The organism is Thiomonas sp. FB-Cd, assembly GCF_000733775.1.
Taxonomy (GTDB): Bacteria; Pseudomonadota; Gammaproteobacteria; order Burkholderiales; family Burkholderiaceae_C; genus Thiomonas_A.
Window position 1 is genome coordinate 1063180 of sequence record NZ_JPOE01000002.1, and the last position, 19906, is coordinate 1083085.

Here is a 19906-nt window from a genome sequence, read left to right on the forward strand (position 1 = left end):
GCGGGAGAGTTCATTGAGAGCGAGCAAGCCCGCGCCATTGGTCATTCATGGCTGGACGGTTTTTGCCCACCCACTGTTCCTCGCGCAACTTGAAGCCTTGGCCCAGCAGGTCGAGACATTCAAGCAAAAGGACCCCGTCGGGTATGTGAAGAAAAACGCCAGCAAGCGACTGGCGGCGATCACCAAACTGGCGTTCGACGTCATCCCGCAAGACCCGACACGGCCAGAGTACCGCCAAGGCAACACGCTTGGTGAAGATCACAAGCACTGGCTCCGGGGCAAGTTCTTCCAGCAATACCGGCTGTTCTTCCGCTATCACGCACCCAGCAAGGTGATCGTGTTCGCTTGGGTGAATGACGACGACACCAAGCGCGCCTACGAGAGCAGCGACGACGCCTATCGGGTGTTCCGCAAGATGCTGGAGAGCGGTCGTCCGCCAGACGGCTGGAGCCAGTTGCTGGCCGAGGCGCACGCCGAGGGGCAACGCCTGCGGCGGTTCGCCGCAGGCGTTGCGCCGTGAGGCTTGGCTTCTGCCAAGAACAGCGTTATCGGGCGACGCATGACGACACGCCAGCCAGTTGATCGCCGTTCGATCCTCGCGCTCAATGCCGTATCCACGCTTTCCCAGGTCGGACAGTACGGCATCGGTTTCATCGTGCTGCCGCTGTGGTTTGCGCAACAGGGGCTTGGCCCCTCGCGCCTGGGGCTCATCACGGCGCTGCCGTGGGTGGGCATGCTGGCCGGGCTGGCGGTGGGACCGCGATGGATCGCGCGCAGCAGCGCGCGGCGGGTGGTCGCCCTGGGCCTGGCCTGCACGCTCATCGCCTTCGCGGTCATTCCGCGTTCGGCCGGGGCGGCATGGCTGGTTGCCTCAGCCCTGGCGGGGCTTGGCATCGGGCTGCGCTGGATCGCGCTCGAGCCCTGGCTCTACGGGCTGGTGCCGGCGCGTGCCCGCGGCCGCGTCGTCGGTTTGCATGAGACGCTGATCGGGCTTGCGCCCATCATTGCGCCCTCCCTCGTCGGCTGGTTTGGAACTGGCGAGAGCGCGGTGTTCACCATCGGGCTGGCCTTCACGGCGCTGGCTGCGCTGCCGTTGGCCCTGGCCCGGCCGCCGCAGGCGCGACAACCCCTGGCTGCAGTCCCGACCACCGCCGCGCTGGCTCCTGGGCGCCCTGCCTCCTTGCCCGGCGCCATACTCGCGCTCGGCCTTGCCATTGCCATGGCCGGCGGTCTCGTCGAGGGCGCGTTCGCGGGTCTGTTCCCGCTGTTTGGCACCGCGCGCGGATTGGGCGCGGCGCAAATCGCCTGGCTGCTCTCCATCTTCGGCGCCGGCGGCCTGCTGTTCCAATACCCGCTGGGCTGGCTGGCCGATCACCGGGGACTGCGCCTCACGGCGATGCTGTGCACCGTGGGCACGGCCCTGGCCTTGGCGGTGCTTGCCTTGCCTGCTGCGATGGGCCCGCTGGCCGTGGCGCTGTTCATCCTGGGCGGCTTTCTCCCCGCGTTCCTCACGCTGGCCATGATTGCCGCAACCGATACAGCCCACGACAAACCGGCGACCACATTCAGCCGCATCACGATGACGTATACGGCGAGCTCGGCGCTGGGCCCGCTTGTGGGCGGCGCCGTGATGCAAGCGCTCGGAGGCTCTGCGTTCGTCGCACTGATGGAACTTGCCTTGGTCGCGCTGGCCGTCTACATCGTCTGGCGCAGGCGCAAGGCCGCGCCAGCCTAACGGGGTGGGGGGCATGCCCCCACCCCGTTCTGCACAGCTTGTCCATTCGGGACTATCATGGGTCTCGAATGGACACCACGGAGACGGCGATGACTGCGGCAATCTCGACGGACAGCGACGTGCGCACGGCACGGCGCGCAGCGGCCAAAAGTTCGCCTGCGAAGACGGCGAAGAAACCCGTCCCCGTGAAGGTGAATGGCAGGATCCAGAGCTCCACGCTCTTCAGTGTGTTCTCCCCCGGCGCCTCGCATGCCTTGCTCAAGAAGGCTGACTTCGTCGAAGCGCTGCGCGATGCCACGACGATGGATCTGGTGAACATCGAGCGCCAGGGAGTCCCTGCCGAACTCTTCGTGTTCCTCTCCGAACGGATGGAGGTTCCACTGGCGGACGTCCTGCGTTTCACCGGAGCGCCGCGTTCTACGGCGCTGCGAAAGCTGAGCCAAGGCGCGCGCATGGACGGCGTGGCCGGGCAGGCGGCGCTCGGTGTGACGCGGCTGCTGGCGAAGGCCAAGGCGATGGCGGAAGACTCCACCCACCCGGATGCGGCGTCGTTCGACACCTCGCGATGGCTCGGCGCGTGGATCAGGAAGCCGCAACCGGCCCTCGGTGGCCGCCGACCTGAAGAATTGCTCGATACCCCGACTGGAATCGATGCCGTCATGCGGGTGCTCGGCGCGATCCAGAGCGGAGCGTCGCTTTGATCTGCTGGCGCGTCGCGGCCGAAACCCGCAGGTATCGCGCCAATGACCTCAGCGGCCTGGGCGCAGCGGCCAATCCCGGGCGGTGGAACGCGTTCGGTGAGGCTGTTGTCTACGCGGCGCAAACGCGCGCCCTTGCCGTGCTCGAGACCGCCGCGCATGTGGACGACGGCGCCTTTCCCTTAAACAGGTTTCTTGTTGAGATCGAGGTCCCCGATGCGCTATGGGACGCTCGCGAAGTCACCGACCCCAACACACTTAACCCGGCATGGGCAGCGATCCCGTGCGGCATGGCCAGTGTCGATCACGGGTCAGCCTGGATTCGTTCTGCCCGAAGTCTCATCCTGCTCGTGCCCTCGGTGATCGTGCCCGAAGAGTTTGTCGTGCTGATCAACCCCGCGCATGCCGACGCTCCGCGCCTCTCGGCGACCAACAGGCGGTCGCTCGAGTACGACCGGCTGTTCCGCCGCTGAGGTCTGGGTGAACATTTGCCTTCGGATTCCTGCCGCTGGCGATGATGGTCGCAACCGATACGGCCCACGACAGCTCGCTCCGCAGTGCCCGCGCCTGTCTGCGGTCCAGCCGCCGGGTGGACGAACCGGAGCACGTCCCGATCTCGACAGCCACGGGGCCAAAGATCGCTGTCGTCTAATAACCCGCCTCGGCGGTTGCTCCATGCAGACCCCGATCTCGTACGGCCGAGATTGCATTACCATCGCGACATGGCCCAAGTTTGTTGATTGAAGGTCGGAAACTCAGCTAAACAAGAGGGAGCGGGCGCCCAGGATTGAGGGTTTGAAAGGACGATTTGCATGACACCAGATTCGCTGCTCACCATTGAGGAAGCATCCAAGTTTCTTAACGTGAGTAAAACCTCGTTGCGCCGGTGGACCAAGTTGGGTCAGTTGCCGTGCGTGCGAATTGGGGCGCGGCAGGAGCGACGCTTCAAGACGTCGGATCTCCAGTCTTTGCTGCTTGAGCCACCGGCGGTGCACACGCCGGCCCATAAGGTGCCGGCCACCGGGCGCTTGGCCCCGCTCGACGCACTCGACGAAGCCGCGGCGCAGAGCATTCCGCGCCATGTCTGTCTGCATTACCGCACGCCCAGCGAACTCTGGGCTTTGTTTCTCCCCTACGTGAAGCAGCATCTGGAGCGCGGCGCTCCCATGTTTTACATCCACCGTGAGGGGTGCGGCGACGAGGTGATCGCCGAGTTGGCCGCCCTCGGCTATAACGCGAAGGAACTCATCGCGCAGGGTCGCTTGACGCTCCTTGAGCCCTCCCAGGCGTACCTCAGGGACGGACGGTTCTCCGCGCAACGCATGATTGAGTTCATGGACGCGGCAATCCAGGAGCACGCCCGGCTCGGCTTTGGTGAGATGCTGATCGCTGGGGAAATGAGCTGGTACCTGAGCGGCGCGGAAGGGGTGCAGGAGATGATTCCCTACGAGGACGCGCTCAACGACATGCTTCTTCGCTACCCCGATGTCACGATCGTGTGCCAATATGACATCAATCGACTTTCCGCCGAGATCAACCTGGGGGCGATTTGCTCGCATACCCATGTCCACATGGCGGACCGATTCGTGCAAGGCTTTTACGGGAAGTAAGGCACCCGGCCTCGAATCTTTGACGCGACAGGACGGCGCCACAGGAATCGAGGCCACACGGAACACACCGCTGCCTGCGGGTTGGTGACGTGGGAAACCCCCGCGACAACGCCATGCGTGTCGCGGCCCGCGGATTCAGGCCATTTTGTGCAGGACATCTCCGGCGAGTTGGACGGGCGCCAGTACGGGAGAAAACGGCGGGGCATAGGCCAAATCCAGATCGGCAAGATCGTTGGCGTGCAGCTTGCCCCAGATTGCGGTTGCCAGAATATCCACAGTCTTGTCGACTGCATCCTCCCCGCTGACTTCTCCCCCCAACACAAGGCCGGTGCCGCGCTGCACCGTCAGGGCAATCTTCAGCGTCCGGGATCCGCGCATGTACCGCGCACGGCTGGGCGCCTCGAGGACTTCCGTGACAGGATCGAAACCCGCGGCCAGCGCCTGCGCATGGTTGAGGCCGGTGCGCGCCACGGCGAGTTCGAAGACCCGGAAAATTGCCGTGCCGAGCACACCGGGGAAAGCGGCGACGCCCCCCGTCATATTGATGCCGGCGACCCGACCCTGACGATTGGCGACATCGCCAAGTGGCATCCAGACGGGCGCATTCGTCAGCCAATGTCTTGACTCGACACAGTCGCCGGCTGCATAGACATGCTCCACATTGGTGACCATGCGGGTGTCGACGACGATGGCGCCGGTCGGGCCAAGGGCCACGCCCGCCGCTGTGGCCAGCTGCGTGCGGGGCCGCACCCCCATGGCTGCCAGCACGACGTCCGCCACCAGCGCCGTGCCGTCCGCAAGCACCACCCGCCCCTCGTCAAGACCCACAACGCGCTGCCCGGTGAGCACCTCGGCGCCGTGCTGCTCCAAGGCGTCACGCGCCGCCTCCCCAATGACCTCGGCAAAGTTTGGGAGCAGGCGCGGCATCATTTCCACAAGGCACACCTGCAGCCCACGCCGCAACAGCGTTTCTGCCATTTCCAGTCCGATGTAGCCGCCCCCAATGATCACTGCGCGCTGCATGGTGGGCAGGATCTGCGAAAGGTGATCAGCATCGGCAATGGAGCGCAGGTACGCAACCACGGGCGTGGAACCGATTCGTGGAATATCCAGCGCGATGGCTTGGGCGCCTGTGGCCAGCAGCACGTTGTCGTACGGCTCGTCATAGGTGCGGCCCGTTGCCCGATCGCAAATACGTGCGCTGGCGCGATGCACGTCGAGTTGCTCGACACGCTGCGACGTTCTCACCTCAATGCGGTCGCGCGCAAATGCCTCCGGCGTGCGGGCGATGAGTTTGTGGCGATCAATGCCCTCATCCTGAGCCAACCAATAAGGCAGCCCGCAGGCCGAGTACGAGATGTTCAACTCATCTTGGACCAGCACGATATGCGCAGACGGATCCCTTCGTCGTGCGACTGCTGCTGCTTTCGCGCCAGCAGCCACACCACCGATGATCAAAAGCCGATTGGCCATGACAAGATGTCTCCCGGTTGCAAATGGCGATGAAAGCGTTGAAGCACGCCGAAAGCGTGCTCAACGACCATGCGCCGCCCAGTGGCCGGCAAACAGGCTTTCATCCGTGATGGGCGTGGCAGTTGGGTTCACCAGGCGCGAGACCCACGTGTAGTTCAAGAAGTGCCGAACATTGACGTTTTCCGTGGTGATGTTGCCCCCCAGGTTCCACAGGACAGGGACAGGGTGTAGGGCATGCCATTGCGCGGGCTGCCAGCGCCTTCATTCAGGTCTTGATTGACCATCACCCGCGCCGTGCGCGTGCCCATCGCGAGCGCCTCGACGTGGGCGTCATTGGTGGTGTGAATGCCGCACGTGTGCCCGAGGCCTTGGTAGCTGGTGATGGCGTTGACCAGATCGACGGCCTTCGCGATGGAGCCGGCATAGCGGTAGGCAGCAAGAACCACGGACAGTTTTTCGCCGGAGAAGGGGTGCTCGGGGCCGGTGCCGTCGTCCTCGACGATCAGGAACGAGGCGCCCTGCGGAATCTCGAACCCGGCAAGCTTGGCAATGTGCGAGGCCGATTTTGCGATGACATCCAGCACCGGGATCGCTTGGCCTGGAGTGGGCCACATGAGCCGTTGCAACTTCGCCTTTTCGCTGCTGTTGAGAACGTACCCGCCGCGCGCCGTCAATTTGGTCAGCAGCGAGGCATAGACAGATGCATGCGCAACCAGCGCGTTGTCGGCCAGGCAACTCGTGGCGAAATCGAACACCTTGGCGCGCGCGATCATCGCGGCCGCGTCATCGAGATCGCCCGTCTCGTCAACCACGTGCACGCCGTTGCCGACGCCAACGCCGTATGCTGGCGTGCCCGAGCTGTAGGCGGCCTTGACCATCGCCTCGCCCCCGGTCGCCACCACCAGGTCCGCTTGCCGCATCAGCTCAGCCGTCTTGCCAATCGATGGGCGCGTGACGATCTGGATCAAATCCTCGGGAGCCCCCACTTTTTTGCAACCGTCGCGCATGAGCTGCACGGCCAGTGCGGACGTCCCCGCCGTGCGTGGGTGTGGCGCAACGATGATGGCGTTGCGGCCCTTGAGCGCTGCCAACGCATTCACCGGAGGCGTGGCATCCGGGCCCGTGGTTGGAATGAGAGCGGCAATCACGCCGACGGGTTTTGCGATCTTGACGATGCCGCGCTCGGGAATCTCCTCGCACACCCCGACCGTTTTTTGCCCCTGCATGTCCCGAATGGTGCCGGTCACGCGGTTGCGGATCTTCATGACCTTGGATTCGTAATTCCCAAAGCCGCCTTCGTCCACGGCGGCCCTGGCCAGCGCTTCCTTGTTCTTGACGACGTTCCACCCAACGGCAAGCACGAGCGCATCAACCTGCTCTTGCGTGTATTGACTGATGGCCTCTTGCGCCGCACGCGCGCGCTGCATGAACGCGGCGATCTCCGCTTGAGAATCGGCTTTTGCTGCAGTTGTATCGGTCTGACTCATGTCTCCATCCCTTTTGTGCGCATGCGCGCGTCGACAACAAGAAAACGATCGCCGCTTGCCAGCAGCGGGTTCACATCCACCTCAAGGCACCACGGGGCACGCGCGAACATTTGCGAAAACGCGCTCACCAGGCGCGCCAGCGCCTGGATGTCCACAGCCTTGGCCCCCCGGTAGCCTTCCAGCGCCCTGGCCCCGCGCAAGCGTTGAATCGCCTGGTGCGCCGCTTCGGGACTCAGGGGCGCAAGCGCCATCTGCACGTCCGCGAGGATCTCCGTCCACACGCCCCCGAGCCCAATGACCACCAGCGGGCCGAATGTGGCGTCCCGAATCCCGCCAAGAATGATCTCGATACCGGGCTGCGCCTGCGCCTGGACCAGAATGGGGCCCGGGCCGAGGCGCGACTCCAGAGCCTGGAAACAGGCTTGCACGGAGCTCGCATCGCGCAAACCCAAGTGCACCGCATGCGCTTCGCTTTTGTGGAGCAAACCGGGCCGGATCGCTTTGAGCACGCAGGGCATCCCGACCGCGTGCGCCGCGCTTGCGGCGTCCCCCGCGTCATGAGCCAGGCGCCACGCCGCCACGGGCATGCCCCAGAGCTCCAATTCGCCGAAGGCATGCTCAGGCGCCAACCAGCCATCGGCTTGCGGGGCATGGCGCTGAGCAAGCGCCCCTGCCTCCAAGGATGGCGCCATAGGCGCCGTGCGCTCCCCGCATAGCGCCAGCACGCGCGCTGCGCGCGCAGCCCATTCATGACACGGGATCCCGGCCGCAAGCAGCTTGCTGCGCACCGCCGCACCCTCGGCCGGCGCCACCCAGCACACGTGCACCGGCTTGGACGTGCCCAGCGCCTGTGCCTGGCGGGTTTCGGCAATGATCGCATCGGCCACGGCCATGTCCAGCGCCGAGCGTTGAAGCAGAACCGGCACAACGGCATCGATTTCGTCACTGGCCAGCAGTGCACGCAGGCTTTGCCCATACATCTGCGCAAAGCGTGGCCAGGCCGTGGTGACATCGACCGGATTGAGCGCCGATCCATGCGGGGGAAGATGCTTGGCCACAGCCGCCTGGAGCGATGGGGATAGCGCTGGCACCTGCAACCCCTGCGCCTCGCACAAGTCCGTCAACTCGGCTCCGGTGCCTCCGGAGTTCGTCACGATCGCGACCCGGTTGCCCTTCCAGGGCGGCTGCATGTCAAGCGCCGCAGCCACATCAAACAGGGTCATCCCGTCATCCACCATGATCGCCCCCGCCTGGGTGAGGGCGGCGTGGATCACGCCATAGCTCTGCGCCAACGCTGCGGTGTGGCTTGACGTGGCACGCGCGCCGCCTGGAGTGCGCCCGGTTTTCAGGATGACCACCGGCTTGGACGGCGTAATGGCCCGAAGCGCCCGCACCAAACCCGGCCCATCGGCGATCGACTCCAGCACCAGTGCGATGACCCGTGTGTGCACATCCTCCCCGAACACGCCCAAGGCGTCGAGCTCATTGATGTCGGCCTTGTTACCTGCAGAGAGCACCTTGGAAAAGCCGATAGCCCCCTCCTGGGAGCGCGAAAACGCCGCCATGCCATACGAGCCGCTTTGGGTGAAAAGGGACACACCGCCTGTCTTTGGCAGGCCCATGGCCAGGGAGGCGTTGAGCGCGCACCGCGTGTTGAGCAGACCAAAGCAATTGGGGCCGATCAGGCGCATTCCACCGGCTTGCGCCACGGCCAGCGCCTTCGCTTGCAGGGTGGCGCCATCATGGCCCGTCTCGGCAAACCCGCCGCTGAGGACCAGGGCCGTGATCACGCCTGCGCGCACGCAATCCTCGAGAATTGCCGGCACCGAGGCAGCGGGCGTGACGATCACCGCCAGATCGACCGGATCCGGCACGTCTGCGACGCAGGGATAGGCACGGCTGCCCAGGATGTGCGCGACTTGCGGGTGAATGGGCACGACCTCGACCGACGTGGCGGCGGACAGGTTGTCCCACAGCAGGCGTCCTGCCTTGCCGGCCTCGGCTGACGCGCCAATCAGCGCGATGCGCCGTGGTGAGAACGTGGCCTGTGCCCAGTTTGTCATGGGGTCACACCATCCCATGGGCGAAAAGCGCAGGCTCCCCGCCCGTGTGGATGAAGACTGTCGGCGCCGTGGTGCTCCAGTGTCCACGACGCGCCAACTCGGTCACTCCCGCAAACGCCTTGCCCGTGTACGTCGGGTCCAGAAACACACCCTGTGTGCGCGCTGCCAGAACGATCGCCGCGTTTCCCGCCGGGCTTGGGACGCCGTAATCAGAACCAATGAACCCGTCGTGCACGATGATTTCATCGCCGGGCACGGCATTCGTCACACCCAGCAGCGCGGCCGCCTCCGCGATCAGGCTCGACACCCGCGCGCGCACCTCGGACGGCGGGCGGCTCACCGTCACGCCCTCGACCGTCCAGGGCGCGCCCCAAAGCGCCGTTCCAAGCATCCATCCCGCCAGCGTGGTTCCCGAACCCACGGCCAGCACGACATGGCGTGGCGCGATGCCGCGGGCGATGCATTGCTGCAGCAGCTCCTGCGCCGCCAGCACATGGCCCAGCACCCCCAGCGCGCAGGCGCCCCCACGGGGAATGACGTAGGGAACATGGCCGTCTGCAAGCCACTGTTGAGCTTCAATGCGCATTGCATCGTCGACCTGGCCACGATCGGCATGACCCGTAAATCGGGTCTGGGCCCCGACAAGACGTGTCAAGCGCAGGTTGCCCTGCGCTGCAGCGGGCTCCTGCCCCCAATACACGGCGACAGCCTGCATGCCGAAGGCGGCTGCGCACGCCGCCGTCGCCCGCACGTGGTTCGACTGGGCCCCGGCCCCGGTGATCATGACGTCGGCGTTCTTGCCCAAGGCGTCTGCCAGCAGAAACTCCAGGCCGCGGACCTTGTTGCCGCCAAATCCGAAGCCGATGAGCTCATCGTGCTTGATCCACAACGCGGGGACACCCACGGCGCGGCCGAGCACGGGAGCTGGAGTGAGCGGCGTGGGCAGGCTGCCCAGGGGATGCCGCGCAATGGCCAACAACCGGGTCAAGGCTGGATTCATGCGAAATGCTCCGCAGGCAAGCGTGCAGGGGATCGCACCGGCGTCGCCGCGGGCGATGGCCCGGCCGCCAGGACCCGATCGACCATGGCAGCGCAATGTCCGGTATGACGCGCATAGTCGCTCAGCCGCTCCAGGGTTGCGGCGTCGAGATGACTGCGCACCGTTGGATCCAGGCGCAGCACCTCCAGGAGCTGTGTGCCTTGCTCGCGCGCTTGCGCGGACAGTGCGTAGAGCAGCCGATGTGCGCTGTCGCGCCCGATGGTGGGGGCCAGCTCCAGCATCACCGCTTCGGAAAGCACAAAGCCGCCACTGGCCTCAAGATTGGCGCGCATGCGTGCCGCATCCACCTCGACGTTTGCCAGCAGCTCGCCAACGAGCTCGATGGCGCGCCCGGCGAGCATTGTGGCTTCCGGGATCGCGTGCCACTCCGTTTTCCACGCGCGCCCATCGCGCTCATGATCCTGAACCTGGCTTTCGGCCACGGCCGCTGCGAGATGGCGCACCAGGCGTGCCAGCGTGCCCAGATGCTCGGCAATCTCGGGGTTGCGCTTGTGCGGCATCGTGATGCTGCCAACCACGCCGCGCACAGCCCCCTCGCGCACTTCGGCGATTTCGCTGCGCTGGAGGTTGTAGATCTCGTGCCCAATGCGATCGGCCGTGCCGGTGACGAGCGTGAGCAAGGCGCACCATTCGCCAAGGACATCGCGACTGCTGGTCCAGGAAATGCCCGGCGCAGCCAACCCGAGCCGCTCGGCAACCCGCCGCTGGACCTCCAAACCACGGGGTCCCATCGACGCCACGCTTCCCACACCCCCGCAGAGTTGCACGACATCCATGCGTGAGCCAGCCTGCACCATGCGCTCGCGATGGCGCCGGAATTCGGCCAGCCAGCCCGCGGTCTTGAATCCGAACGTGATGGGCAGCCCGAGCTGGCCATGCGTGCGCCCGGCCATCACGGTGGTGCGATGCGCACGCGACAGTCCCACCAGTGCCGCGTCGACCGCGTCCAGATCCTCCAGCATGCCCGTGCGTGCCGCTCGCAGCGCCAGCATCAGCCAGGTGTCCGTCACGTCCTGCACCGTGGCTCCCGCGTAGACCCACTGGGCCGCCGACGCCGGCAAGCGGCGCTGCACACACTCAATGAGCCCCTGCGTCGAGTGACCGCTGGCCTGCCGACCCTTGCGCACCTCCTCCAGGAAGGCCGTGTCCACAGGCACGCTGCGGCAAACTTCGGCAATGGCCTGCGCGGCCTCGCCCGGGATCAACGCAAATTCGCCTTGCACCTCGGCCAGCGTCGCAATGATGTGCAGCCAGGCCTGCGTGCGGGGAATCTCTTCGAAGACAGCCCGAAGACGCGAACTGCTCCACAACGCGGCATAGACGATCGAGTCCATCATGGTTGCGGCCATCTCACGCCTCCCTTGCGAAATCGTGGGCCCAGCGCAGCAGATTGGCCTGCGCGCCGGCGCTGGCCTGCTGCGCCGCGGTGAGCCAAGCGCTCATCTCGGCAAGGCTTTGCCGGATGCTCTCAAACATGACCTGCATTGGCACGTCGGCTGCGCCTCCTGCACCCAGGCGCGAGGCGATCGCCGCGCGCGGGTCGGTCGCCTGCCCAAGCCAACCCGGGTCAATGGCGTGTGCGTGCCCGGTCACTTCAAACAGCGCCTGCTCCAAGTCGGCAGGCGTCAGGCCTGTTGCGGGCCGGCCCGCGTCGTGCAGCATGCGCGCCAACGAGCCCACCACACGGTGCGCGCTGCGCGGGTCCAGGCCGGCGTGCAGCACGAGCAACTCGGCCACATCGGTGGCGAGCACAAAGCTGGTCTCGAGCGTGCGCTCACCCCGTTCGGGGCGGAACGTGAGCGTGCCCAGGCTCGCACGCATCAGTTGTGCCGCGCCCGTGGCCAGGCTCAGCGCCCGTGGCAGCTCGCCGTAGGCCAGAAGGCGGTTGTCCATTTGCCCCGAAGGTGTGCGCCCCGACGCAGCCAGCGAAGCCTGGATGCCGATGCACTGGTTGGCGGCCGAGCGGATCCACGCCAGGGCGTACGGATTCTTCTTCTGCGGCATGATCTTGCTCGAGCGCGTGAGCGCATCGCCCAGCTCGACCAATCCGAATTCCTGGGTGTTGAAGATCATGAGATCCTCGGCCAAGCGATCCAAGTTGATCAACGCCGCGACCACGAGGGCGAGTCCCTCGATGGGGCCGTCGGCCTGCCACATCGCATCACGCGCGTGCATGACCACACCGTCAAAGCCAAGCAGGTCGGCCAGGCGTTGGCGATCGGGTGCGAGACGCGATCCGTTGGTGCTGCCGCACCCTGCCGGGCTGCGGTTGTAGCGCTCATGGAAGCTGCGTGCCCGGTCCAGATCCCGCAATAGCGGACCTGCAAAGCCCAGCAGGTAGTGGGCCAGCGTCGTGGGCTGGCCCGCTTGCAAATACGTATAGTCGGCCATCAGCGCGTGGCGGTGCTCACCGGCCGTGTCCGCGATCTGATTGCCCGCTTGCAGCAGCGCTTGCATCAGTGCGCGCACGCGTTCGCAGACGACCAGATGCAAGGCGGTTGTGGTGGCCTCGCGCCGCGCCCGCCCCAATCCCAGCCACCGGGCTGCGGGTGTGCGCGCGAGCAGCCAGGACTCGCGATTGGTGTAAAGGTCCCCCTGGGCGGCGTCCGGCTCGAGCTGCTGGGGATGGGCATGGAGCGTCAGCAGGGCGGCCATGAGTTCGCGCCCTTCATCGCGCGGCAAGACGCCGCCGGCAATCTCGGCAATTGCATGGGCCATGTCCACGAGGCCCATCGCCTGCTGCAGGCCGCGCTGGTGGTTCAGCTCGTCAGCGAAGGCATGCTGGATCAGGTCCGCTGAGGGGGGAGCTGCGATGCGCCCGCCCACCTCGAGCACGTCGCGAGCAAGATCGGTTGCCATGGCGCCCGGCTCCGGCTTATACATGGGTCAGCCCTGCCGGGACGGCGTCGGGGCTGGGCTCGAGCTGTGCCGGAATCCAGTCGCCGGAGGCGGCCAACCCGTCGGCGATGGGCTTGAGCGTTTCAAAGCGCAAACCGGCGCGCAAGGCCTCCAGTGCCAGCACATCGGTTGGCGCAATGTTCCCCAATCCCACGTTGACCCCGAAGCGCTCGACCAGCGCGGCCTGCTGGCTTTTCAGGGGCGCCTCCCAAATCAGGCGCTGCACGCGCGGCCCCATGGTGGACTCGAATATGTCGAAGGCTCCGCCAGCGACGAGGCCCGCGTCGTCGTAGACCCCCACGCCCTTGCCCGACTCGCGTCCTTCCACGATGACCCATTGCGCGCCGTCGTCCAAGTCCCTGAGAGCCTGTTGCGCAAGATCCGCGAGGGGCGGCTGCGCCTTGGGATCCTTTTTTCCGACTTCGGAGACGACGACCAGGTCCACATCACGCGCACACTCGATCACGCGTTGCCGACGGTGAGCAGGCAAGTCGATCGTGCCATCGGAGATTTCCACGGCGGTGAAGCCGGTTTCAACCGCGCAATCCATGTACACCCGACAGTGGTGCTGCAAGATGGCCGCTTCGAACAGGGTTCCGCCAGGGCACGTCATGATCCCGTGGCGATTGATGAGGGCAATCTTTTGCCGAAGCACCTCACGCTTGAGAAACACGGAGGTGCCGAAGCTGAACTTCCACAGATCAATGAACTCGCCGGCGACCTCGAGCACATCCTCGGTGGCGCGCAGGCCAAGGCCCGTGTCGATGATCATCGTCAGCCCGCTTTGACGCGGAGCCGTTGCGCGCTGCCGTCGCAAACTCGCAATGACCGCCAGATCCTCCCATGCTCTACCGGTCATGGCCCACCTCGTCCACGAGTTGGCGCAAGGCCCGCTCCACCATGGCCAGGTCCGTGCCCCATGGCACCACCATGGTCTGGCCATCGCGCTCGATGTCGAACTCCAGCAAACAGCACTTGAGCATGGTCAGCTCGCTGCGGTTGCCTGCGATGCGTCGCGGGCACATCTCGATGCGCGGGGGCTCGTCGCCGTAGTAGTGGCGGTGAAACTGCAGGCTTCGCTCGCATCCGATCAGGGTCCAGGCCCGGCGCTCGGCCGGGCGCTCGTCGAGGAAGCTCACATGCCCGCCGATCTGATCCAACCCTCCCGAGCGGCAGGGCACCAGATATTCCTCGGCCGGCGTCTTGCGGGCCAATTCGGCAATCTCGATGCGCTCGAGCTCCACGACAATGGCCGGCAGATCGGCGTAGCTCAGCACGTGGCGAACCAGGTCGAAAAGCTTGGGAGGCTCGGGCGGGGCCACTTCCACAATGCGCAGCACCAGTGGGTCGGGGTGATGAATGAAGTTGATATGGTCGTAGCGGCCCTGCACCACCACGGTGCCCTGCCCCGTCACCCCGTTTTGGCGCGCACACAGCGCAAGCGCCGAGCGGTTTGCACAGTCGGTGGCGGCATCGTGCACGAACGTCGTGGTCTCGGGCAGGCTGAGCACCTCCACCGCGATGATCGGCGAAAACAGGGGCTCGTCCGACCTTCGCTCCACGGCCACCACGGCGAGCGCGCCGCTGGCGACGCTGCCGCCGTGCAGCACGATGAAGTTGGTACGGCGGTAGGCTTCGCGGCCCATCAGGTGCTGCGTGATGGCCTGCTGCGTCATCGCTCCGGCATAGGGCTGCACGCTCACCTGCCGATAGGGAAGCGGCACCAGGTTGCGTTGGTTGCGCAATCCCGCGATGGAACCTTGGGCTTTGTCCATGGCCGTTTCCTTTCTCAGGCGGGACCGATCACAAAATGCCGTTGACGCTCACTGGCACGCAACTCCTTGACGTGCACGTTCAACGGATCGAGCTTGCGCAGGAAGGCCACGCTGTGCGCGTCGGGCAAGGGCAAGGTTCTGACCTCATCGGCCAGCCGCAGCGCAAAACCGGTGTTTTGCGCGACGTCGTCGGGCGTGACATCCGGGTACAGACCACACAAGCGCAGATGCCCCTCGGCGTCGAAGTCAAAGAGCCCCAACTCGGTGAGCAGCCAATCGGGCCCTCCCCCGCGATGGCGCAGGTCTTGGCGGGTGCGCCCATCGACCGATCGGTGCCCCAGATTGGTCACGAAGTCGCAGCGCTCCACCAGACGAAACTGGCGGCTTCCATCCTTGCCCACCGCCGCCCGGTGCGCGGTGGTCCACAGGGTCAGATGGCCGACATCGCACGACAGGTTGCATCCGCCACCGCCGCCGGGCAATTTGAGCTTGAGCGCCTCGGCGCCCAGGCGGGTGACGTTCGCATTGCCCCAGGGGTCGATCTGCAGCCCGGACAGAAACATGCGATCAAGCCGCCCGGACGCGGCCAGATCGAAGAGCTCTTCAATGTCCAGCGCACACTCGGCGCCCCGGTCGAGCGCCCAGTCGTTGGACGTCGGGGTGAGAAAGGGAGGGGTGGGATTCAGGCCATAGGTGGCACCGGCAACGAACACCAGATTGGGGGCGTGCGTGTGCTTGGCCAGATGCAGCGCGAGCTGAACCAAGGGTGAGCCGTAGCCATGAAAGACGACCGTACCGTCGACCACCGTTTGCGCGAGGTTGTACACCATTGCCTCGCCAAAAGTGCACGTGTTGCTCATGCCGACTCCTCACCGTACAAACGCATCCATGCCGCATCGCTATGGCTCCAACTCGCCAGCCGCGATTGGGTCGCCTTGCCGCCCACCCGTTTCAGGTAGTCCTGGTGATCCGGGCAATCGAGCACATAGGGTTCGAGGTACTGCGTGGCAAACGCCTGCGCGCCGGCACTGGCCGCTGCGAAATACAGCGCGGTGTGGGGCCGGTCATAGGCATACATCGGATAACACGCCGTGGGATGTGCGCCAAAGGGCACCTCGGCAAGGGCGGCCACGTAGAAATAGGGGATGGTGGCGCCGCCGAGCGCGCGCAGCTCGGCGTTGCTGACGATGCGCTCAACCGTGGCCACGACCTTCTTCGCCGCACGGCTTGCCAGAAGATCGGCCACGGGCGGCCCCTCGATGCGCAGATTGCCGTGCGCATCCCCGTACTGGGCGTGAATCAGGGCGACGTCGGGCTGCAGCGCCGGCACGAGCAACAGGGGGTCGCCGGTATAGGGGCATGGCATGGCGACGTACTCGGGGTGGAGGCCCTCGAAGCTTGTGCCGCGCACCGAGCGTACAGGCAGGAAGGGAAGCCCATACGCGGCGGCCCGCAATTGCTGCACCACGGTGTAGCAGCAGCTATCGGCGACTTCCACGGCCCCCGATTCGCACGCCCGCCGGAAATTGGGCGCCAGGCCAAAGTCCTGCTCGAATCCCACGTAGCTCTCGGCGCTCGTGGCCACGCAGCCGCCGCCGCAGAGCATGTCAATGTCGATGCCGTGCGCGGACCCGACCACCTTGAGGCCTTTGCGTCCGGCGCGAATGATCGCGCGGATGGCTGCCATGGGCTCGCGCGACGAAAGGCCGCCACCAACGGCGAGCCAATCGCCGTCCTTGATGTGCGCCACGAGCTCGTCCAGATCGACGCGCTTGTCAAGCGCTGGATAGGTTGCGTTCATATGGCCGTCATGCCTCCGTCGACCGCGACGATGGACCCCACGCAGAAGCCAGCGGCATCGGACAACAAAAAGGCAACGGCTTCGGCAATGTCATCGGGCGTGCCAAAGCGGCCGATGGGATATTTCGCCAGGCGCCTGTTCATCGCCTCCTCGCTGGTGTCGCTGCCCAGCAGCGAGCGCCCCATGGCGGTTTCGGCAACGGTGCCCGGGCACACGCAGTTCACGCGCACCCCATGCTTGGCGTATTCAGCGCCCATCTGGCGCGTCAGATTGACGATGGCGCCCTTGGCTGCGCAGTACGCGGCCATGTTCGGGATGCCCACAAGTCCGGCGACCGAGCCCACGTTCACGATCGCGCCGCGCTTTGCAGAGACCATCTCGGGCAGCACGGCCTTGGATGCCAGGAATGTGCCCAGGACGTTGACGTCCCAGACGCTTTTCCAACTCTCGAGCGTGGAATCATGCACGGCACCGAATCCGGCGATCCCTGCGTTGTTGAAAAGCCCGTCGATGGCGCCCAGCGCCTCGTGCGCCGCCTGCACTGCCCGGCTCACGCTTTGCTGGTCGGTGACATCGCACACGAAGCCATGCGCGTTGGCTCCTTGCTCCCGCAATGCGCCAGCCGCGCTTTGCGCCACGGCGCCGTCCCGATCCAGAAGGGCCACGGCCGCGCCTTCGCGCACCAGCGTGCGCGCCGTGCGCAAGCCGATCCCTGCTCCGCCGCCCGTGATCACCACATGGCGTCCTGTCAATGTGCCTTGCATCGTTATCTCCTTTTGGTCTGTTGTGTTCAATGCCCGGTGTGACCATCCATCACACCGAGGAATACCCGCCATCCACCACCAGCGCGCTACCGTTGCAGTAGCTTGCCTCGGCGCTGGCCAGGAACGCCACGGCTGAGGCCACGTCGTCAACGTCGCCCACAGCCCCCTGCGGAATGCGCGCCACGACTTGCGCCAACAGCTCGGGTTGCTGCAACCTCCAGTGCGTCATCGGCGTATCGATCATCCCGGGGCAAACGGCGTTGCAGCGAATTCCCAACGCCGCGTAGTCCACGGCCAGCGAACGCGTGAGCATGACCGCGGCGCCCTTCGTGACGGAATAGGCCGCTCGCGCCGGAAAGGCCACGAGTCCTGCAACCGAGGCGATGTTCACGATCGCCCCCGCACCCTGGGCGATCATGACCGGAAGGCACTGGCGGCACATCAGAAACATGCCCCGCACGTTCACCCCCCACACGTGGTCGAAGTCCGCAACCGATGTCTCGTGCAGACGCAGCGCCTGCGGCCCGCCGGTGATGCCTGCGTTGTTGACCAGAACGTCGATTCTTCCGTGGACTTGCATCACCTGGTCGACAGCGGCCGCCACCGCGGCGGGCTCGGCCACGTCAGCCTGCACCGGACGCACTCGCATGTCGGCAGGGGCCCAGGACCGCAGCTGCGCGGCCTGCAGCGCAGGCCCATCGACATCCAGCGCAAACACCGTGTCGCCATCCTTCAAGAAGCGGTTGACGATGGCATGCCCGATGCCGGATGCGGCACCGGTGACGATGACCACGCGGCTCATAGGTTTTTCAGCGTGCGCTGTCCAGCGCGCAGCCGTGCCAGTTGGATGAAGTGGGTCGGGTTCAGAAACAGCTCATCGAGATCGCCCAACTGGTCGATGGTCAGCCCCTGCTTCATCAAGTGGCTGAGGTACTGAAAGGCATCCTTGGCGCCGTAGCCCACGTGATGCGCACCCACGACGCGACGCGTGGCCTCGTCGATGATGATCTTTTGAAATCCCGACATCTTGGGCTCGAGAAACGCATACAGCATGGTGCGATCGCTGGCCGGTAGCGCCACGTTGAGGCCGTCTGGCGTGTCGGGTGGCATCTTGATGGTGATGATGTTCTTGTAACGCGCCTTGGCCTCCTCCTCGCTCAAGCCCGCCCAGCTCACTTCGTAGTGGGTATGCAGAAAATCAGGCCAGTCCTCGGGCTTGTAGGACACGTCCTCACCCATGATGCAGCGCGCCGCGTACGTCCCGCTTTTGCGCGCCTTGAACATCTCCATGGGGCTGCCAATGAGGTCGCCGATGGCATACACGTTCGGCACGGAAGTTCGCAGCTTGTGGTTGACGATGATTTCGTTTTTCGCGCCGAGCTTTACGCCGAGCACCTTGGCGGGCATTTCCGAGTTCGGGATTTCCCCAAGTCCGGCGAACACGAAATCCGTCGCCACCCTCTCGACGCCCTGGGGCGTCCGGATGAAGGCGGCGCAGACGCGCCCTTGGGCATCGGATTCGAGGCGTTCGATCTGCGAGCCCTCCCAGATCTCCATGCCCTGGTCCGTCATCCGGTCAATCGCGTATTGCCGGGTCTCCTGGTCCGCAACCAGTTTGAGAAGCTGGCTGCGCACGACCATGATGGTGCGTCGCCCGGTTGCATTGAAGAAGCAGCCGTATTCCACCGCGGTCTTGGAGCCGCCGACCACCACCACAGTATTGCCGGGTTCGTAGTCGAGCGTCTCCACGAGATTGACGTAGTTGTAGACACCCTTGAGATCAGCCCCGTCGCATGCCAAGGGCTGGGGTCTGGCTCCCAGGCCAAGAACAAGATTCTTGGCACGGAAGCGGCGCCCGGCCACCTCCACGGTATGCGAATCCAGGATGGTTCCCTCAGCGTTGAGCACGTACTCCAGATCGAGCTGCTCCTTGCTTTGGTAATTCATGATCGCGTGCGGACCAACGCGGCCCTTGCGGAAGATGTCGATGAGCTCCTTGATGGGCGCTCGCACTCCCGTCATGTCCTGGAACCACAGCTTGCCCGACATCGTGCGCTCGAGCATGAGCTGTGCCGCGCATTCGGAAAGCAAATGGTGCGGGACGCACGCATTGTGGGGACAGGATCCCCCAAGAAAGGGCCATTTCTCGATGATGAGCTGACGCCCTCCCATGGCGCGCAGATAGGCGGAACCAAATCGGCCGCCTGCGCCACCGCCCAGAAAGATGGCGTCGTACTCACGGTCGTCGTCTTCATTCACGTTGAAGAGCGCGCCGTGGGCTCGCCCCTCAATCAAGTCATCGATGCGCTTTCCCCAAGCGCTGATCGTGTCATGCTCGTGACGGATATCTGTCATGGTTGGATTCCTTGCGCGCACGCGCGCAGACTGCGATGAGATTTAAAAGCTGCAGCAAGGGCACGTGCTGCGGTATGTCCCCGAGCCGTCCCACGGATGGCCATGCGTGATGGGCATTGCTTTTGGCATGACCGCCTGGCTGGCGCACTGCGAGCACACCCAGACATCGGGCGGCTTGGTGCCAGCC

General features: G+C 65.3%; 19 protein-coding genes. 5 read left to right on the top strand and 14 right to left on the bottom strand.

The annotated features are described in order from the left end of the window. The first annotated feature begins 13 nt into the window (after positions 1–13). The gene (locus CD04_RS0105215) at positions 14–520 is read left to right on the top strand and encodes a type II toxin-antitoxin system YhaV family toxin (RefSeq protein WP_031404739.1); all 507 of its coding nucleotides are present in this window, start codon (positions 14–16) and stop codon (positions 518–520) included. A 39-nt stretch (positions 521–559) separates the two neighbouring features. Then, a complete protein-coding gene (locus CD04_RS0105220; protein WP_031404741.1) occupies positions 560–1735 on the top strand; it encodes an MFS transporter in 1176 nt (391 codons plus the stop codon). Between the two features lie 55 nt (positions 1736–1790). On the opposite strand, the gene CD04_RS24075 is transcribed toward CD04_RS0105220, so the two are convergent. Continuing rightward, entirely contained in the window at positions 1791–1997 is a 207-nt protein-coding gene (locus CD04_RS24075) for a hypothetical protein (protein ID WP_197033027.1), read from the bottom strand. On the opposite strand from CD04_RS24075, the gene CD04_RS0105225 reads away from it, so the two are divergent. From CD04_RS0105225 to CD04_RS0105240, 3 genes are all read left to right on the top strand, one after another. Further along, complete coding sequence (locus CD04_RS0105225; RefSeq protein ID WP_031404743.1) at positions 1990–2436, top strand: antitoxin Xre/MbcA/ParS toxin-binding domain-containing protein; 447 nt, start codon at positions 1990–1992, stop codon at positions 2434–2436. The genes CD04_RS24075 and CD04_RS0105225 overlap by 8 nt on opposite strands. After that, entirely contained in the window at positions 2433–2906 is a 474-nt protein-coding gene (locus CD04_RS0105230; RefSeq protein ID WP_031404745.1) for an RES family NAD+ phosphorylase, read from the top strand. Before CD04_RS0105225 ends, CD04_RS0105230 begins: the two co-directional genes overlap by 4 nt. Before the next feature lie 339 nt (positions 2907–3245). After that, positions 3246–4043 (top strand): MEDS domain-containing protein, encoded by a 798-nt coding sequence (locus CD04_RS0105240; protein ID WP_031404747.1) that lies wholly within the window; start codon positions 3246–3248, stop codon positions 4041–4043. Between the two features lie 135 nt (positions 4044–4178). On the opposite strand, the gene CD04_RS0105245 is transcribed toward CD04_RS0105240, so the two are convergent. The 13 genes from CD04_RS0105245 to CD04_RS0105305 all read right to left on the bottom strand — a co-directional run bounded on the left by CD04_RS0105245 (position 4179) and on the right by CD04_RS0105305 (position 19719). After that, complete coding sequence (locus CD04_RS0105245) at positions 4179–5516, bottom strand: FAD-dependent oxidoreductase (RefSeq protein ID WP_031404749.1); 1338 nt, start codon at positions 5514–5516, stop codon at positions 4179–4181. A 155-nt stretch (positions 5517–5671) separates the two neighbouring features. Next, positions 5672–7003, bottom strand: coding sequence for an aldehyde dehydrogenase family protein (locus tag CD04_RS21410; protein ID WP_197033028.1), 1332 nt, complete (start codon positions 7001–7003; stop codon positions 5672–5674). Then, entirely contained in the window at positions 7000–9066 is a 2067-nt protein-coding gene (locus tag CD04_RS0105255; RefSeq protein ID WP_031404750.1) for an acetate--CoA ligase family protein, read from the bottom strand. Before CD04_RS0105255 ends, CD04_RS21410 begins: the two co-directional genes overlap by 4 nt. 4 nt (positions 9067–9070) lie before the next feature. Then, complete coding sequence (locus CD04_RS0105260; protein WP_031404752.1) at positions 9071–10066, bottom strand: 1-aminocyclopropane-1-carboxylate deaminase/D-cysteine desulfhydrase; 996 nt, start codon at positions 10064–10066, stop codon at positions 9071–9073. After that, positions 10063–11475 (bottom strand): adenylosuccinate lyase family protein, encoded by a 1413-nt coding sequence (locus CD04_RS0105265; RefSeq protein ID WP_051848949.1) that lies wholly within the window; start codon positions 11473–11475, stop codon positions 10063–10065. The genes CD04_RS0105260 and CD04_RS0105265 overlap by 4 nt, the downstream gene beginning before the upstream one ends. Position 11476: 1 nt before the next feature. Continuing rightward, positions 11477–12985, bottom strand: a complete 1509-nt coding sequence (locus CD04_RS0105270) for a lyase family protein (protein WP_051848950.1) — start codon at positions 12983–12985, stop codon at positions 11477–11479. A gap of 16 nt (positions 12986–13001) precedes the next feature. Beyond that, entirely contained in the window at positions 13002–13883 is an 882-nt protein-coding gene (locus CD04_RS0105275) for a phosphosulfolactate synthase (protein WP_031404759.1), read from the bottom strand. Further along, positions 13873–14799 carry a hypothetical protein gene (locus CD04_RS0105280; protein WP_051848951.1) on the bottom strand — a complete coding sequence of 309 codons (927 nt, stop codon included), beginning with the start codon at positions 14797–14799 and terminating at the stop codon, positions 13873–13875. Before CD04_RS0105280 ends, CD04_RS0105275 begins: the two co-directional genes overlap by 11 nt. 14 nt (positions 14800–14813) lie before the next feature. Then, on the bottom strand, positions 14814–15659 hold the full coding sequence (locus CD04_RS0105285) for a CoA-transferase (protein WP_031404764.1): 846 nt from the start codon (positions 15657–15659) through the stop codon (positions 14814–14816). After that, positions 15656–16600: a CoA transferase subunit A gene (locus CD04_RS0105290; protein ID WP_031404767.1), complete on the bottom strand. Its 945-nt coding sequence runs from the start codon at positions 16598–16600 to the stop codon at positions 15656–15658. The genes CD04_RS0105285 and CD04_RS0105290 overlap by 4 nt, the downstream gene beginning before the upstream one ends. Further along, entirely contained in the window at positions 16597–17364 is a 768-nt protein-coding gene (locus tag CD04_RS0105295; protein WP_031404769.1) for an SDR family NAD(P)-dependent oxidoreductase, read from the bottom strand. The genes CD04_RS0105290 and CD04_RS0105295 overlap by 4 nt, the downstream gene beginning before the upstream one ends. Before the next feature lie 49 nt (positions 17365–17413). Beyond that, a complete protein-coding gene (locus tag CD04_RS0105300) occupies positions 17414–18166 on the bottom strand; it encodes an SDR family NAD(P)-dependent oxidoreductase (RefSeq protein WP_031404771.1) in 753 nt (250 codons plus the stop codon). Further along, entirely contained in the window at positions 18163–19719 is a 1557-nt protein-coding gene (locus CD04_RS0105305; protein WP_031404773.1) for an FAD-dependent oxidoreductase, read from the bottom strand. Before CD04_RS0105305 ends, CD04_RS0105300 begins: the two co-directional genes overlap by 4 nt. Positions 19720–19906 lie beyond the last annotated feature (187 nt).